The 15,381-nt window shown below is 70.7% G+C and carries 11 protein-coding genes and 1 pseudogene; 7 read left to right on the forward strand and 5 right to left on the reverse strand.

Features of this window, described 5'->3' with window-relative positions; all coding sequences use genetic code 11:
* Positions 1-125 precede the first annotated feature (125 nt).
* Positions 126-776, forward strand: a complete 651-nt coding sequence (locus IO33_RS0137800; protein ID WP_051927201.1) for a DUF6082 family protein — start codon at positions 126-128, stop codon at positions 774-776.
* Between the two features lie 65 nt (positions 777-841).
* The gene (locus IO33_RS0137805) at positions 842-1,093 is read left to right on the forward strand and encodes a hypothetical protein (protein WP_157857991.1); all 252 of its coding nucleotides are present in this window, start codon (positions 842-844) and stop codon (positions 1,091-1,093) included.
* Between the two features lie 353 nt (positions 1,094-1,446).
* Here the strand turns inward: IO33_RS0137805 and IO33_RS0137815 are convergent, their stop codons facing one another.
* The 5 genes from IO33_RS0137815 to IO33_RS0137845 form a co-directional block, all read right to left on the reverse strand.
* Complete coding sequence (locus tag IO33_RS0137815; RefSeq protein WP_031173592.1) at positions 1,447-2,274, reverse strand: alpha/beta fold hydrolase; 828 nt, start codon at positions 2,272-2,274, stop codon at positions 1,447-1,449.
* 886 nt (positions 2,275-3,160) lie between these two features.
* Positions 3,161-3,328: a hypothetical protein gene (locus IO33_RS50750; RefSeq protein WP_157857992.1), complete on the reverse strand. Its 168-nt coding sequence runs from the start codon at positions 3,326-3,328 to the stop codon at positions 3,161-3,163.
* Between the two features lie 114 nt (positions 3,329-3,442).
* A complete protein-coding gene (locus IO33_RS0137830) occupies positions 3,443-8,056 on the reverse strand; it encodes a peptidoglycan-binding domain-containing protein (protein ID WP_157857993.1) in 4,614 nt (1,537 codons plus the stop codon).
* Positions 8,057-8,061: 5 nt separating this feature from the next.
* On the reverse strand, positions 8,062-11,076 hold the full coding sequence (locus tag IO33_RS0137835) for a hypothetical protein (RefSeq protein ID WP_031173596.1): 3,015 nt from the start codon (positions 11,074-11,076) through the stop codon (positions 8,062-8,064).
* Between the two features lie 465 nt (positions 11,077-11,541).
* Positions 11,542-12,096, reverse strand: a complete 555-nt coding sequence (locus tag IO33_RS0137845; protein ID WP_031173599.1) for a PASTA domain-containing protein — start codon at positions 12,094-12,096, stop codon at positions 11,542-11,544.
* A 174-nt stretch (positions 12,097-12,270) separates the two neighbouring features.
* Between IO33_RS0137845 and IO33_RS44875 the strand changes: the two are divergent.
* The 5 genes and pseudogenes from IO33_RS44875 (at position 12,271) to IO33_RS46245 (ending at position 15,323) form a co-directional block, all read left to right on the forward strand.
* Positions 12,271-12,962: pseudogene (locus IO33_RS44875) on the forward strand (AfsR/SARP family transcriptional regulator).
* A gap of 82 nt (positions 12,963-13,044) precedes the next feature.
* Positions 13,045-13,431 (forward strand): hypothetical protein, encoded by a 387-nt coding sequence (locus IO33_RS53870; RefSeq protein WP_342448393.1) that lies wholly within the window; start codon positions 13,045-13,047, stop codon positions 13,429-13,431.
* Positions 13,432-13,695: 264 nt separating this feature from the next.
* A complete protein-coding gene (locus tag IO33_RS53875) occupies positions 13,696-14,301 on the forward strand; it encodes a hypothetical protein (protein ID WP_342448394.1) in 606 nt (201 codons plus the stop codon).
* Between the two features lie 309 nt (positions 14,302-14,610).
* On the forward strand, positions 14,611-15,060 hold the full coding sequence (locus IO33_RS46240) for a peptidoglycan-binding domain-containing protein (protein WP_031173600.1): 450 nt from the start codon (positions 14,611-14,613) through the stop codon (positions 15,058-15,060).
* Positions 15,057-15,323: a lysozyme family protein gene (locus IO33_RS46245; protein ID WP_157857994.1), complete on the forward strand. Its 267-nt coding sequence runs from the start codon at positions 15,057-15,059 to the stop codon at positions 15,321-15,323. Before IO33_RS46240 ends, IO33_RS46245 begins: the two co-directional genes overlap by 4 nt.
* Positions 15,324-15,381: the final 58 nt, after the last annotated feature.

Raw genomic sequence — 15,381 nt, forward strand, 5'->3', positions numbered from 1 at the left:
TGACAGCGAACCTTGAGCGTGTGCCATCGAAGTTTGAGTGATGCCACCAGCCGCTGCCCCATTGATGGGCTGCCTGCCAGTTGCCACCATGCTGAGATTGGCCAGCGAATCACGAGGGGGGAAACGTGCTCAGTCTCCGGGGAAGGCCGTCTCAGAAGAGCCGGACACTCGTCGTCATCTCTTGCGTCCTGTCCACCTTTGGACTCATCCTCGGGACCCCATTCATTCTGAACATACTTGCCCCCGATGACCTGAACTGGGGCCAGCTGAGCAACGTCAGTCAGACCTACGGTGCGCTGTCCGTGCTCTTCTCTGCAGCTGCACTGGCCGGAGTGGCTGCCTCGCTGTGGTACCAGGCCCGACAGACGCAGCTGGCCCAGGAAGCGGCGCGACGCGATGCCCATCGAGAGCTGATCATCCTGGCGCTCGGTGACCCTTCGCTCCTTGCGTGCTGGGAGCCGCCGCAGACGCCGATGACGGCCACTCGAAGGAAGCAGATCCTGTTTACCAACCTCATCGTCACCAACTGGGAGTCCGACTTCAGGCTCGGGAACCTAGGCGAGGCAGCTCTCCGGGACATGTTCGACGGCCACTTCCAAGGCGAGATCGCACGCGAGCACTGGGTGACCGGCGGCCCTGGATGGCGCGTCTCGGCCGAGCTTTCCGCCGACCCGATGCGACGCCAGTTTGTCGAGATTGCCGACGAACGGTACGCACGTGCCGTGGCCGACGGCTCTCCGGTGGCTGCTGCTGAGTACTTCGAGACTGCTCCTTAGCAAACCCAGGCTGCTGGCAAGTCACTGCGGCTCAGGTCGGCCGACGGCGAGCCGATCAAACTTCGATGGCACACGGTCAAGGTTCGCTGTCACAGGACAACACCCAGGTGCACGACGATTCCCCGCTGACCCGTCTCGACATGATGCGCTTCGCCCGCCGCGTCGTCGAGCAGCAGACCGTGCGGCAGCTGGCCCTGATTGACCGGTGGATTGCCGATGAGGAACCCCGGGAGTACGAGCAGCGGCGGGGCCAGGAACGCCTGGAGGCGTTCGTCCCGGTCCCGGGGGCCCTGCGGGGCCGCACGGCATGTGCTTAACCACCTGGTCGGCAGCGTCACGCTTCCGCAGCTGACCCGGCCGGACCCGGTTGTCAGTGGCGGCTGCAAGCCTGAACGGATGGACCCGTGATGACGAGCAGCTGCTGCGCTGCCCCGGGCGCGGGGCAGCCGGCCGAGGAGGTGGGCCCGCAACACCCTGAGAGACCCGCACCTGCTCGTCCTCGACATTTCCGCGGTCTCGGGGCGCAGGGTGAGGCCGCTGTGCAGGAACTGCTCGGTGTCGGCCGGCCCGAGTACGAGGGCGCGGGCTGCGGCCGTTCCTTCGTCGTCCTGGGCGAAGGCGAGTAAGACCTTGCGGCTGTCCGGGTCGGCTGAGACTTCGCCTGGGCCTTCTACTTGTTGAGGAATTCCAGCAGGTCCCGGTTGAACTTCTCCTTGTCGCCCGGCACCATCGCGATGCCGTGGGAGCTGCCCTCGTACACCTTCAGCTCGGCGTTCGGGATGATCTGGGCGGACTTGCGGCCGGTGGCGTCGATGGGCACGACCTGGTCGTCGTCGCCGTGCACCACCAGGGTGGGGATGTCGAACTTCTTCAGGTCTTCGGTGAAGTCGGTGTAACCGAAGGCGTCCACGCATCGCACGCCGCCTTCGATGGTCTGCGCCATCGCCATGTACCAGAAGGCATCCTTGTTGCCCTGGGTGACTTTGTTCCCGGGGCGGTTGGCGGAGAAGAAGCCCTCCGCAGTGTCCTTCCAGAACTGGGAGCGCTCGGTGAGGACGCCGTTCTTGAGTGCGTCGAACACCTCGTCCGGGACGCCGTGGGGATTTTTGTCAGATTTGATCATCACTGGCGGGATGGCGGACAGCAGCACCGCCGAGCGCAGCCGCCCCGTGCCGTGTCGGCCGACGTAGCGCGCGAGCTCGCCGCCACCCATGGAGTGCGCGACCAGGGTGACATCTCGCAGGTCGAGGTCGGTGAGCAGGTCGTTGAGGTCATCGGCGAAGGTGTCGAAGTCGTAGCCGTCCCAGACGGGCGTGGAGTGTCCGTGGCCGCGGCGGTCGTGCGCGATTGCGCGGTATCCGGCGTCGACGACGGCCTTGAGCTGGTCCTGCCAGGCGTCGCCGTTGAGCGGCCAGCCGTGGATGAACACCACGGGACGTCCCTGGCCCCAGTCTTTGTAGAAGATCTCGACACCGTCGCGGGTGGTGCAGATGGGCATGTGGCCTCCGTTGGCGCAGCTCCGGCCGGGCATCTGGGCAGGCCGGGCGGAAGAGGGATGCTCGGGCATCTGCTTGCCAGCCGAACGCATGCCCGCGCTAGGCGCAAGCGTCGACCGCCAGATGGCCTACGTGACGGGGTGGCGCCGCCCCACCCCGATCGAGCCGACACTCGCCGAAGCACGACGATCGCTGCCTCAGGATGAGGCTCTGCCACGTAGTGGATCGCGGAGCGGAAAGTGGACGGCTTCCGGACCGTCCTCTTAGCGCGTCCCGGACTCGTGATGATCCTGACACCTGCGCCGCCGCCGCGACCGCCGAGCTGCGCAAGGCCCTCGTGCTCGACGGTGAACTCGTCGTACCGCACGAGGGATGGCTGCATTTTCAAGCAGGTCAACGGGCATGCCGTAGATCATCTACGGGACAGCCCTTAGGGGCGCCATGAGCCTGTCGGCGTACCGTCCGGGTCCAGAGTTGGGCCACAGTTCGGTGAGAATATGCTCGATGCGCCAGATGTCGCCGCGGTCGGCAGCCTGCCGATAGAGGGGTTCGGCGTCCTCTCGATCGCCGGCCTTCTCCCGCATCTCGGCCAAGCGGTACAAGGCGCGGGTGTCACCGCGGTCAGCAGCCTGGCGAGCAGTTCAAGCAGTCGAGCTTGGTGGCGGCCGGCGGCCTGAAGTACGCGAGCCGGGCCGACCGGGCCACGCGCAGGGAGCAGTCGCCGTGGCCAGACGCTTGGCGGCCATCCAGGGGATGTCGACCTGGGGCTGCGCCTGAGCGGTCACGGACGCCGCGCCCCCGGAGCGGGCGGCAACTCGAGCCGTCACCCCGGTCGGCCGCTCGGCGCACACGGCGCACAGCGGCCCCCACCGGGGTGAGTCCGGCGGCTCAGTGTCCCGGCGACAGCACGGCGTAGGTGACCGGTGTCCCGTCGTCCAGTTTGGTGCGGATGAACTGCTCGTTCATCGTGGGCTTGGAGTTGAGCAGCGACACGGCGACGCCCACGGCCCCCTCCAGGAATTCGAGGACATTACCGGCCGCGGTCTGCGCGAACATCTGCGCGATGCGAACTGGGCAGCGTGTCCTGCAGTGTTTCGTCGGACATGACGATTTCCTCCTGTTCCTGCTGCGGCATGTACGGGGTGATGTGCGCGTCGAGGGAGTGTCGAGTCAGTGGCGGAAGCCGCCGCCGTGGGGCCCGCGTCGGTCGTCGCCGTCGTCGTCGCCGCCGCGGTCGTGCCGGTCGTCGTTCTCGTGGTCGTCGTGGTCGTCGTGCACGGGCGGGAGGTCGACGGTGTCGCAGTAGATCACCGGTCCCGAGGGCGTGGCCGGGGCGGGGCCGTCGGGCGGGACGCCCTCGGTCTCCATGACCAGCAGCCGCAGCGGCGTCCCGGTCCGCACGGGCGGTACGGTGACCTGGCCCCGGTAGGTCGGTCGGTGCGAGGACTCCGCCTCGACCGAGGTGAGGGTGGTGGCGGTGTCGTCGAGGGTCACCCAGCCGAGGTCCGCGTCACCGATGACGTCGTGCCGGCGCTGCAGCTGGGCGGTGATCGCCGGCGGCAGGGAACGGGTCGGGTCCCAGGAGGGGCCGGTGAGGCCGACCGAGACCGTCCGGCCGGGCCGTACCGTCAGTTCCCGGTCGGGCAGGGTGCGGACCACGTCGGCGAGGACGACCGGTGAGATCTCGGCTCCGGGGATCGAGTCGGGCTGGTACCGGACCAGAGCGAGCCGGACGAAGGGCAGACAGGCGTCGCCGGTGTCCAGTTCCAGGTCGCAGAACCACCGGCCGTCTTTCTCGTCCTTGTCGAACTGCGGGGTGAATCCGAGCACCTTGACGGGGAGCGGAGCGGTCTGCGGATGCGGGTGCAGGGCGAGCGGTACGGGCGGCCCCACCGCGTTGGTGAACATCTCCGGGGTCGGGGCCACGACGGGCGCGGAACGGTGGAGGGGGTCGCGGCCCATCAGCGTGACCCAGGCGTCCTGTGGGTCCTTGGGGTCGCCGCCGGGCAGCTCGCCGAGGACGACTCCGAGCAGTTCGCCGTCTCCGGAGGAGTACCAGGGGCGGCCGAGGTAGACGCGGATGCCTCCGCCGCGCCGGCGGCGGACGATGGCGTCGGGCGTCCCGTGGTCCTGCTCCAGGGAGAGCGTGGGCAAGCAGTACAGGACCCGCGGCGCCGTGGGGGGCGCACTGCTGGGCACGGAGTACGGCCGGGCGGCGCCCTGGACGGTCAGTTCGCTCCTGCCGGGCTCGGCGAAGGCGGGAGGGAAGTAGTCGCCGAACCGGCTGCCGGCGAGTGGGTGGTAGCGCACGGAGCGGTGTTTGGTGTCGCCGAACTCGTGCTTGTGGATGAGGGGCGCGGCGCCCGCTGCGGCCTTGTCCTCGGCCGCTTCGGTGCTGAAGGTCAGGACGCCGTCCCGCAGGACGGCGGGATCCTGGCCGGGGGTGCCGGCCGGGTCGGCCCGCGCGGTCAGGAGTCCGAACACCGGCGCGGTCACGGACTGGGTGGCACGCCCGTCGGGGCCCGCGTCCGTCACCTCGGTCCACTCCGCGACCAGATCGACCCGGCCCGTACTGTTCTCGTCCAGCGCGATGGTGCCGGCGAGATGCTGCGCCGTGGCCTTCTCGGGGCGCGGGGCCGCCGGCGACGGCGGGAACAGGGTCAGGACGGGGGTGCGCAGCGGCTTCTCGACCGCGTGGACGAGCGTCAGTTCGTGCCAGGGGGTGAACATCCAGTGCCGGCTGGCCGCGGCGAGGTCCAGCGCGTGCTCGGCCTTCTGCCGCTCGGCCTTTCTCTCCGCCTCGGCCTCCTCCGCCGACTGCGGCGCGAGTCCTTGTCTCGGCTCCGGGGGGTCCAGGCACCAGGACGCCATCCCCATGAGGCCGGCGTCGAAGTCGATGGCGGAGCACACCCGGACGGTGGCCACCGCGCCTTTGGGCAGCGACACGGTCAGCACGCGAGACGCCTCGTCGAAGTGGGGCGGCGCGGTCCCCTCGGCCAGCCGGATCCGGAAGGACTTCGGGCGGTGCCAGACTTCCCCGTCCCACGGGACGGTGAAGGGCTCCCCGTCGGCCGTCCCCGGCAGGCCGAACAGGACGGTTCCCCGGGCCAGCGGGTCGGGCAGGCCCCGCATCTCGACCTGTTCGCCCGCGTGCAGGGCGGTCATCGCCGGATGGTCGGGGTCCGCCGCCGGTGAGCCGACGGGCTCGAGGCGTACGTCAGGGCCGGGGTCGTCCAGGGAGTCGCTCTCGCGCACGGCCAGTTCGTAGACCGCGTCCTGCACGGCGTGGTCGGTGGAGCCGATGGCCTCGTCCAGCAGCCCGTGCCACTCCACGCACCGCAGCGATGTCTTCGGCGCCACGACATGGCGTTCGTCGACGCCCCGGTAGGGCTCGTGTCCTTGGCCGGTGACCAGCGGCAGCCGGTTGAACTCCGCGGCGAACTGCTCCGCCGTGCTTCCGGGCGCCGGGGCCGGCTCCGAGCCGGGCCCGCAGTCGACGGTGAAGCCGGCCTTGCGGCCCAGCTCGGTCAGGGACAGGCAGCCGGGTGTGCCGTCGGCGTCGCTCCCGGTGAGACCCTGGTCCCGTTGCTCCTCGGCGTAGGCGTCCGTGGTGTGCTTGAGGAACTTGCCGTCCGCGCCGCCCTGCAGGTCGTGACCGAGGGCCATGAGAGCCCTCTGGACGACGGCGACGTCGTCGTTCTCCAGGCCGGGCTTGACGTTGGCCAGCGAGACCCTCGGGCCGGTCTCCGGGGGTCCGGGCGGACCGGCCGGTGGCGGCTGGTCCCCGGGGCTGCTGCGAATCACCATGCGAAAGGTGGAGGCGCCCTCGGCGAGGGGCAGTCTCGGCACCACCGCCGGCGCCGGAACGGCCTCGAACCGCTGGAAGACCAGCGGCGGGTCGGGGGCGGACAGGCCGGGCAGGCGCATCATGGCATCGGCGTCCTCCAGGTCGAGACCGTTGCCCGCCAGGTCGACGGTGAGCAGCCGTACCAGGTAGGGGTGGCCGTAGCGCAGGGTCGGCAGGGAGCCGACGGCCGCCTTGACGGTGATCTCCAGCGGCAGTCCCGGCGGTGCCTCGTTGCTGAGCGGCACCGCCGGGTTGGGGGCACGGTGGGTGTCGGGGTCTCCCTCGTCGGTGCCCAGCACGAGACCGGGGAAGGGCGCGGACAGCGACCAACCTCGCCAGACGGCCAGCGTCTCGGGTACGTAGAGCGCCGGATCGCTCGGCGGTGAGACCAGGTGGGCCTGGAAGAAGCCTTCGTCGGAGGCCGTCGGCAGGAGCAGCCCGTTCTGGGGCTGCCGGTACTCCACTTCGCGCGCGTGGAGCGAGAACCACCGCTTCCGGTAGTCGTCCCAGATGTCCATCCGGTGTCCGCGGACGAGGTCCTGGGCGTTGAGGACGGGCCGGGCCGGTTCCTCGGCCTGCGCATCCCCCTGCGGGGCGGCCTGCGGATCCCCCTGCGGGGCGGCCTGTGGCTGTCCCTGCGCCTGCTCGCGCTTGAACGCGACCACCGCGCCGAAGTCCTCGCGGTGTTGGTCCGCCCGGTCGAACTCCTGCTGCAGGACCCACTTGCGCTTCTTCCGGATCAGCAGGATCCCCTGGGTGTGCACGGGGGACAGCCCCGTGGCGTCCTCGGGGACGCCGAGCATCTTCAGGGCGGCGCCGTCGATGTCCGCCTGCTCGACGCCGTAGCCGTCCGTCGTGAGCGTGACGAGACCGCGGGACGGCGAGGCGAGCGGGTCGCCCTCGGCCGGTGACTGCGCCGCGGGGAGGAAGACGCGGCGGCCGGGCGCGGGCGGCCGGGAAGGGACGGGGTCCTCGTGGAAGAAGTAGCGGGTGAGGCAGGCGACGTCGTGCGAGTGGGGGCTCAGTGCCGAGTTCCAGTGCGGGACGACGGTCAGCACCTTGTCCCCCTGGGAATCGGGGAGCTGTGACGCCGGCAGGTCGAAGGTGAGCACCAGTCCGAGCTGCCGGAGCAGTACGGGATGGTCGCCGAGCGAGGTGAGCATCGTATGGAAGTCGGCGGGCGGCGGGGACGGCGGCGCCGGCTCCTCCTCGTCGGTCGGCGGCTGCCCGTCGGCCGGTGGTGGGCCGGCGGCCAGCGTCCCGGACCCGGCCGGCGCCGCGCCGGTCGCGGACCGGGCGGCCTGCGAGGGCCGGTGGAACCTGTCCAGGTCCTTCAGCTCCGTGGGCACGTACTCCTGGGCGCTCGTGGGGATGGCCTCCTTCTTGTCCGCCAGCCGGTCCTTGGGCTCGCCGACGCTCTGGCCCCGCAGAAGGCCCAGGGTCGGGGGCGGTGTCTCGGGCGAGTTCTTGGCCGCCGTGGCGTACACGTCCTTGGTGTAGTGACGCACTCCCTGAGACGAGTAGCTGCACAGGTCCCGCTTGTCCGGATCGGCGGGGAACGGCTCCAAGGGTGTGCCGTCGTGGAACAGGCTCGTCCACAGGTTCGACACCAGTGGCGGGCCCTGGGGCCGAAGCAGGCCGGTGAAGGCGACGGGCGGTGGCGGAAGCGGTGGTGGCGGTGGCGGGGTGCCGTCGGCCGGAGCAGGGGCCGGAGCGGCGGCGGGGGCGTCGGCGGGGGCGTCGGCGGTGGCGAACTCGAAGGTCGCCGCCCTCATCCTCTCCGGCCAGTCCAGGAAGTCCGGGAAGTCGTGCAGTGTCGGATTCGGGCCGTCGGGCTGCAGCCGGGGGGCCACGAACACCGACACCCGCGCCAGGGTGCCGTCCGCCGAGAGCCCGCCCGGCAGGACCGTCCAGTTGAGGTGCTGTTCGACAGGCATGGACATCACCCGTGGGGTTGGGGGGCGTACGCTTCGCAGTACTCGCGCCAGGACGGTTCCAGCGGGACGCACATGCGGAAGTCCGGGTCGCAGGGCGCTCCGGAGAAGCTGCGTTCGAGTTCGAGCGTCACGGACTTGCTGAAGAAGGCGATCCGGACGCTGACCGTGAGCGTGCCCCTGCCGTAGACCACCGACTGGCGGCCGTGCTTCACGTAGGTCAGCTCCAGGTAGAACTCGACGGACACCGTGATGAGGCCCAGCACGCACAGGAAGCCGCTGCAGCGCAGGTAGCCGGAGAGGGAGACCACGTCCACGAGCTGCACCTGCCCGTTCACGACCTCCTTGTCCTTCTTGAGCGAGAAGCGGATGCCGGCCATGATCGAGACCCCGCCGCTCGCCACCCCGAGGTTCAGCGCCGCGGCACCGCCGAACTCGATGGCGCCCTCGATCTGCTGGGGGCCGTTGGTGTCGACGACCATGGAGAAGTAGCCGCCGCCACCGAGCAGGGACACGGTGACGCCGAAGGGGTGCTGCCGCTCGGCGACGGAGAAGCGGAACGTAACGGCTTTCTCTTCGTCGAAGGGGATCTCCAGTTCGGCGGCCAGCGAGACGTTCGACAGGGTGAAGACACCGATCCCGAGGCTCGGGACCGCGAACTTGTAGCCCGCCCGGATCCCTTTACCATCGACGTCGACATAGGCACCGGACCCGAAGACGTCGGCGGGCAGCGCACTGCGCAGGGTGTTGATGAACTCCAGGCTCTCCAGGAACTTCAGTTCCACGCCACTGGCCGTGACGTCGGGCTTCTTGCCCGCGCCGGACCGGAACTCCACCTTGTCGAAGTGCACCTGGGCGGTCTTGAGGAAGTCCATGGTGAAGTCGGTCAGGCTGCCCTGCACGGTGGCCTGGGCGACGGCGTCCGGCGAGCGGACGGTCCGGGCGTCCAGGGTCAGGGTGGCGCCCTCCAGGTCCACGGGGAGCATCGAGGCCTCGTTCTCCCCCGGATGCGCCGACGCCCCGAGCTTGCCCAGCTGGGTCTTCCACACGTAGCGCAGTTCCTTGCCCTGACCGTCGGCCAGGTCGCGGACCCGCAGCACCGGAGCGGGCAGCAGGCCCTTGGCGTCCTGCAGGACGGCTTCGAGCTGCTTGTCGTCCAGCTGCTGGAGCGTGCCGTGGTGGTCCGGCGGAATGACCTGCAGGAACCGGTCGAGGGGGATCACGCCCAGTAGCTTCGCTCCGGCGAACGCCGCCTTGATGCCGCTCAGGTCGATCGCCCCGCTCGCGTCCTTCGTGAAGGCGTCCGGGAGGACACCGGCCTGTGCGGTGATCAGTTTGAGCGCGGTCTGCGGGCTGGCGACCCCGCCGGCCTTCTCCGCGCCGAGGGCGAGCTTCACCGGTTCCCTGAGGTTGAGGTAGGCGCCCGCCGGATGCGCCTCCATGGACCGCTCGAGGTAGGTGTCGTCGAACACGACCTCCCTGTCCCCGGTGATCCCGGTGAACTGCTCGACGGCCTCGACGCGCACCTGCGCCTCCTGCACGTAGGGCCTGCCGACGCTGTAGCGGCCCTGCTCCGCCTGGTTGAAGGGGACGAAGGTACCGAGACCGAAGGTCAGCTCGCCGACCGCGTGGCTGGTGCTGCCGGGAGCGTCGTCCGGTGGCTGGGCCATGGCCATCACCTGACCGTCCAGCTTGCACCTCATGCGGTTCTTGTCCTCCAGGTACAACCTGTGCAGCAGCGTCTCGGCGTCGGTGTCCTGCATTCCAGCCTCCGGATCGACGAGTCGTCCGTCGGGCACGAACACCAGCGGCATCCGGAAGCTGACCTTCCTGCCCTCGTGGTCAGTGCCGATCACGGTGAACAGGTAGTCGCTCCCGTCGCTCAGCAGCCGCACCCAGAAAGCGACCTGGTCCCTGAGCGGCCCCCCAGGGAAGGCCGGCTCCGACGGCGGCGCGTCCGGCGGCTTGATCACCGGTGTGGCGCGGTCGGTGATGCGCAGGCTGCGGAAGGGCATCTCGCGTCCCGCGTGCGTGTAACGGTCCTTCTGCTCGTACGAGACCTCCGGCTCCTTGATGATGACGCGGTCCTCACGCCGCACGTAGGCGACGATCCCGTCGGTCAGGCTCGCGACGAACACCCGCCGGAACTCGAGCACATGCGACGCCCGGTGACCGAGGCACATGTGGCCGCGGGTGACGACGCGGACGTACTGGTCGCGTCCCAGGCCCGTGATGTGGTCGTACGCCTCCAGGCGCGGGAAGGGCCGGCCGGCCGCCAGGTAGCGGGACTCGTTGTCGACCGGCGCGTCCCAGACGCCGTGCAGGCGAACGGACGCGCCGAGCGGTGTCACGATGAACTGTTCGGATTTCAACGGCGCACTTGGGACGTCGAGGGGCGGGCCGCCCGGGGGGATGAGTTCGGCCCGGCTGGTGAGCGTGACGAGGTCGGCCATGTTGTCGTCGCCGAGCGGGGCGTCCAGAGGGAGCCGCGGCCGGCCCTGCACCGTCGAGAAGGCCCGCAGCGCTACGTCTCCGTCCCCTGTGCCGTGCAGCCGCGCGTGCCACAACGCCGCACGCCCGTCGGCCCGGTGAGGCTCGGGCCGGCTCGACCACTCCACCTGGTCGTCGTAGGTGAGCAGCAGCCGGGTGGGGAATTCGAGGACGCTCCTGGGGGCGTCCTGGAAGACCGTCGTCCCCGGGGTGTCCGGGAGCGAGAGACCGGTCGGCACGGTCAACGGCACGAGCCGCGCCCAGTCGAGCAGTGCCGCCAGCGACAGGTCCAGGCCCTGCGGTTCGTCCGGCACCGAGAAGGCCAGCGTCGTGGGGCCGGCAGTGACGGCTTTGATGGGTTCGGGCGGGGGTGCGCTGTCCGCGGGGAAGGACTGCTCGACGACGTGCTGCGGCGGCAGGACGGCCAGGACGAACGCCGGTGCACCCGCGTCCCACCGCACCAGACGACGGCCGTCCAGGCGCAGATTCACCAGGCTGATGTCGACGACGAGCATGTCCGCCGGCCGCACCACGCGGAACGGCCCCTCGATCCCGTCCTGGGTGTGGGGCGGCGGTCCGGGATCCGGGGGCCGCTGCGGACCCGAGTCGTGCGGGCCGGGGCCCGAGTCGTGCGGGCCGCGGCGCCGGTCTCCGCCGTCCCCATCGCCGTGGAAGCCGCCGCCCCCGCCTCCGCGGAAGCCGCCACCGCCGCCGTGACCACCGCCGCCACCGCCGTGAGCCGGGAAGAGCCTAAGGACGACAGGACGTGTCGGATGGAAAGCCATGAGGAAACGCCTCGTTCGAGGTCGTGAGAACAGTGTGCGAAGCGCGGCGGCGCCGCTCACCTCTCCCCCGATTCTCACCCCGGCGACGTGGAGCTGCCACCGGAGCCGGCCGCGGCAGCGGGTGATTCCACCGTCAACCGCTGACTGTTCAACCAGATGTGACTGGGCGTCACATCAGGGGCGTGCGATCGGTCACGGGGCCACCACCGGACATCAGGGGAACGTCACCTTCACCGCCGTGCCCCGGGGAACCGCGGCTCCCTTGGCGGGGTCCTGGCGGGAGATGGCGGCCGGTGCCGCGGACGGCCCCGAGTCGGGTGCCAGCTCCAGCTTCAGCGTGGTCCCGCCCAGCTTCACGGCGGCCTCGTCCTTGGTGCACCCGATCAGGTCGGGCACCACTTCCTCGCCCCCGAACGCGGCGCTGAGCACATCCTTGCGGGCGTCCTCGGCGGCCTTGCCCGAGAAGTAGAAGGCCACCGCCGACCCGACGGCCGCGGCGAGCGCTCCGATCAGCGTGCTGCGCAGGTTGGTGTCCCCTACGGCGAAGGCCACCGCGCAGAACGCCATGAGGCCGGTGACCAGTGCCATGGCCACCCAGCTGCGCACGACGCTGTTCGGCGACGCCGTGCGGCTCGGCACCACACGCCGGGCGACGACCAGGACGATCCCGATGGCGACGACGGTGGACAGCAGGATCCACAGCAGTACCTGGACGTGCCCCCACGAGATGGTCGCCGGGTCGTTCGTCTGCAAACGGAGAACGCCCATGGTTCCGTCCTCCCGCTGGCGATCCGCAAGACCGGCCGTGCCTTTGGTGGAGTTCCCTCTGCCGAGTCTCGTCGTCGGCCGACGGGTCCGCAAACCGCGGAGTTGCACGGTCCCGCCGCACCGGCCGAGACTGGTGTCGAGAGGCTCACGGTGTCTTCCCCTCCCCAATTGCGACTGCTCGGCCACTTCCGTCTGGAATGCGGCGCCGAGCCGGTCGAGCTGTGCCGCAACGGGCAGCGCCTGCTGGCGTTCGTCGCGTTGCGCAGACGCGTGTCCCGCACGGTCCTCGCCGGGACCCTGTGGCCCGAGGTCACCGAGGAGCACGCCAGGGGCAGCCTGCGCACCAGCCTGTGGAAGCTCCCGCGGGGCAATCAGCCGCTGGTCGGTGCTCCGGGGACTCGCTCGTGACCGCCGACACCCTGCACGTCGACGTGCACGCCTTCACCGAGACCGCGCTCGGTGTCGTCCAGGGCGGCGGGCCGCCGCCCACCGCCCAGCTCCCGCAGGGGCTGCTGCGCGGAGAGGGCCTGCTGCCCGGCTGGGACGAGGAATGGGTGCTGCTGGAACGTGAGCGCCTGCGGCAGTTGCGGCTGCACGCCCTCGACGCGCTGGCCGAGGCGCTCGTCCGCGAGGGCAGGCCGGCACTCGCCCTGGAGACGGCGTGGGAGAGCGTGCGCGCTGAGCCGCTCCGGGAGAGCGCGCACCGGGCCGCCGTCTCCGCGCACCTCGCGGAAGGAAATCTCATCGAAGCGGTCCGTCACTACCGCTCGTTCCAGCGGCTGCTGCGGGAGGAGCTGGGCGTCGAGCCGTCCGCTCGCTTCACCCGGATGCTGGCCCGCCACGGGTGGCGCCTGACGAGCCGGTGACGCCGACGGCGGCCTGACGCCGCATTGACGCCACACTGACGCCGCAGTGACGCCGGGCTGACGGCGCGTCCGTAGCCTCGACATGCCGATCCTGGAGGACCGCATGGCACCGACCCCGAAACTGCCGATCGTCTACGTCCGGGGATACGCCGGTGACACCGCCGGCATCGACAAGGTGGTGACGGATCCGTTCTACGGGTTCAACCAGGGCTCCCCCCACATCTGTATCGGGCCGGACGACGCTCCGTGCTTCTACGAGTTCGAGAGCCCGCTGCTGCGTCTGCACCTGGACGAGGGCTACCGGATCCTGGTCGACGGCGGCCAGGAGCTCTATCTCGCCGGACACGACAGCATCCCGCCCGACAGCGTTTGGATCCACCGGTTCTACGACGCCTCCGCGACCACCTGGGGCGGGCACCCCCCCGGGCGTTCCGGCTGGAGACGGCCGCGGAGGACCTGCTGCGGCTGATCGACACGATCAGGGCCAAGTCGGGAGCGGAACGGGTGCACCTGGTCGCGCACTCCATGGGCGGCCTGGTGTGCCGCTGCCTGATCCAGAAGATCCTCCCGGACCTCGGCCGCGATCCGGCCGACTGCGTGGGCTGGCCCTTCACCTACGGCACCCCGCACGGCGGCATCGCGTTCGACGTCGGCTTCGGTTTGCTGGAGAGGCTGCGTGACGTCACCGGCAACGACGGCGCGGACGTCTTCGGGCGTGAACGCATGTACGAGTATGACGCCGAAGGCGCGGACGGATCCCGACGGCCCGCCGCCGCGGTGGGACGCCCGCGCGATGCCGGACGAGGGGACGTTCCACGCCCCCGACCGCGTCTTCTGCCTGATCGGCACCGACCCGACCGACTACGACGTGGCGCACGGCCTGTCGGCGGCGACCACGGTCGGACCGCGCAGCGACGGCCTGGTGCAGATCGACAACGCGTACGCCCCCGACACCCACCAGGCGTACGTGCACCGCAGTCACAGCGGGCGCTACGCACTCGTCAACTCCGAGGAGGGCTACCAGAACCTGCGGCGCTTCCTGTTCGGCAACTGCAGGGCCGAGGCCGCGCTCGTCGGGGTCCGGCTGCCGCAGTGGCCCGACACGGTGTGGCAGGCCGAGGTGCGGCTGTCGGTCCGCGGGCCTGCAGATCGTCACGCACGAGCGGACGAGCGCCCACTGGTGCCCCCTGCAGCTGCCGGACGGGCGGCCCGGCCGACGGGGCGGACGACGGGGCGACGGCCCCCTGGCGGAGACGTTCCTGTGCAGCAGTCTCCGGCCGGACGACACGGGCACCATGTACGCGCTGCACCTGCGGATCCTGTCGCTGCGGCGCCGTGAGGGTCTGTTGAGCTTCGCCGGCCATCTGGAGCAGACCGCCGACTTCGACGACATCCTGGTGATCGACGTCCGCCCCGACCCCGCCGCCCCGGTACCCGCGGTCTCGGCCTGCTGGAACTCCGCCATCACCGGACCGATCAGCGCCTACCGGCCCAACAGCCACGCTCTTCCCGACGACGACCCCGTCCCGGGCTCCTGGGCCGGCCACGCCCCCCTGCCCGCCACCGCCGCCGATCCTCGGGGAAGACGCGCGGATCAGGCTCACCGTGACCCCCTGGGGCTGACGACACGAAAGGAAGCGAACCGGTCATGGTCTCCCTGTCCAACCTCCGTCCCGGCGCGAGCAACGACGACGTCCGCACCGTGCAGCAGGCCCTGATCGACCAGGGCCACCCCATCCCCGGCGGCCCCACCGGATTCTTCGGCGAACAGACCAGGACCGCCTACCGCGAGGAACAGCTCGCCCTGGGCTACGCGGAGACCGAGGCCGACGGCATCCCCGGCTACGCCTCCCTGAGCGCACTCGGCGAACGCGCCCACTTCACCGTCGACCGCCCCGCGGCCCCGGCGGGGAGCGGCCGGCTCGACCTCAGCCAGATCACCTACGGTGATCCGCACGACGGGTACGGGCCGGACGCGATGCGCCGCTACGCCCGGGAGGCGTGCGGCCTGACGGCATGGACCCGCGGTACGGCGTCCCGACGCTGGTCACCCTCACCGAGCGCGAGTCCGCCAACAACGACCCGCGGTGGCGGGTGAACCTCAACGATGTCAACGCGCGGGGGCACAGGGCACCCGACGGCCACCCGCAGAACTGCTCGCGGGGCGCCACCCAGTGCATCCCCACCACCTTCGCCGCCTACCACCAGGAGGGCACCGCCACCACCCCGTACGACGTGGTCGCGGACATGTGCGCCACGATCAACTACGTCCGCGCCCGGTACCACGTGAACCTCACCGGTTCGAACTTCGCCGACCGGGTGCAGCAGGCGGATCCGCACCGCCGGCCGCACGGTCACTAGGAGCAGGCCGCGCCCTCCCCCGTGCCCGCCCGGCGGACCGCGCGGGCACGGGGGAGGT

This window comes from Streptomyces durhamensis (genome assembly GCF_000725475.1).
Lineage (GTDB): Bacteria > Actinomycetota > Actinomycetes > Streptomycetales > Streptomycetaceae > Streptomyces > Streptomyces filipinensis.

Excerpts from the sequence above, each read along its gene's own strand:
- IO33_RS0137805 (WP_157857991.1), top strand. The coding sequence starts at position 842 with ATGGCACACGGTCAAGGTTCGCTGTCACAGGACAACACCCAGGTGCAC.
- IO33_RS0137815 (WP_031173592.1), bottom strand. The coding sequence starts at position 2,274 with ATGCCCATCTGCACCACCCGCGACGGTGTCGAGATCTTCTACAAAGAC.
- IO33_RS50750 (WP_157857992.1), bottom strand. The coding sequence starts at position 3,328 with ATGTTCGCGCAGACCGCGGCCGGTAATGTCCTCGAATTCCTGGAGGGG.
- IO33_RS0137830 (WP_157857993.1), bottom strand. The coding sequence starts at position 8,056 with ATGCCTGTCGAACAGCACCTCAACTGGACGGTCCTGCCGGGCGGGCTC.
- IO33_RS0137845 (WP_031173599.1), bottom strand. The coding sequence starts at position 12,096 with ATGGGCGTTCTCCGTTTGCAGACGAACGACCCGGCGACCATCTCGTGG.
- IO33_RS53870 (WP_342448393.1), top strand. The coding sequence starts at position 13,045 with ATGCCGATCCTGGAGGACCGCATGGCACCGACCCCGAAACTGCCGATC.
- IO33_RS53875 (WP_342448394.1), top strand. The coding sequence starts at position 13,696 with ATGACGCCGAAGGCGCGGACGGATCCCGACGGCCCGCCGCCGCGGTGG.
- IO33_RS46240 (WP_031173600.1), top strand. The coding sequence starts at position 14,611 with ATGGTCTCCCTGTCCAACCTCCGTCCCGGCGCGAGCAACGACGACGTC.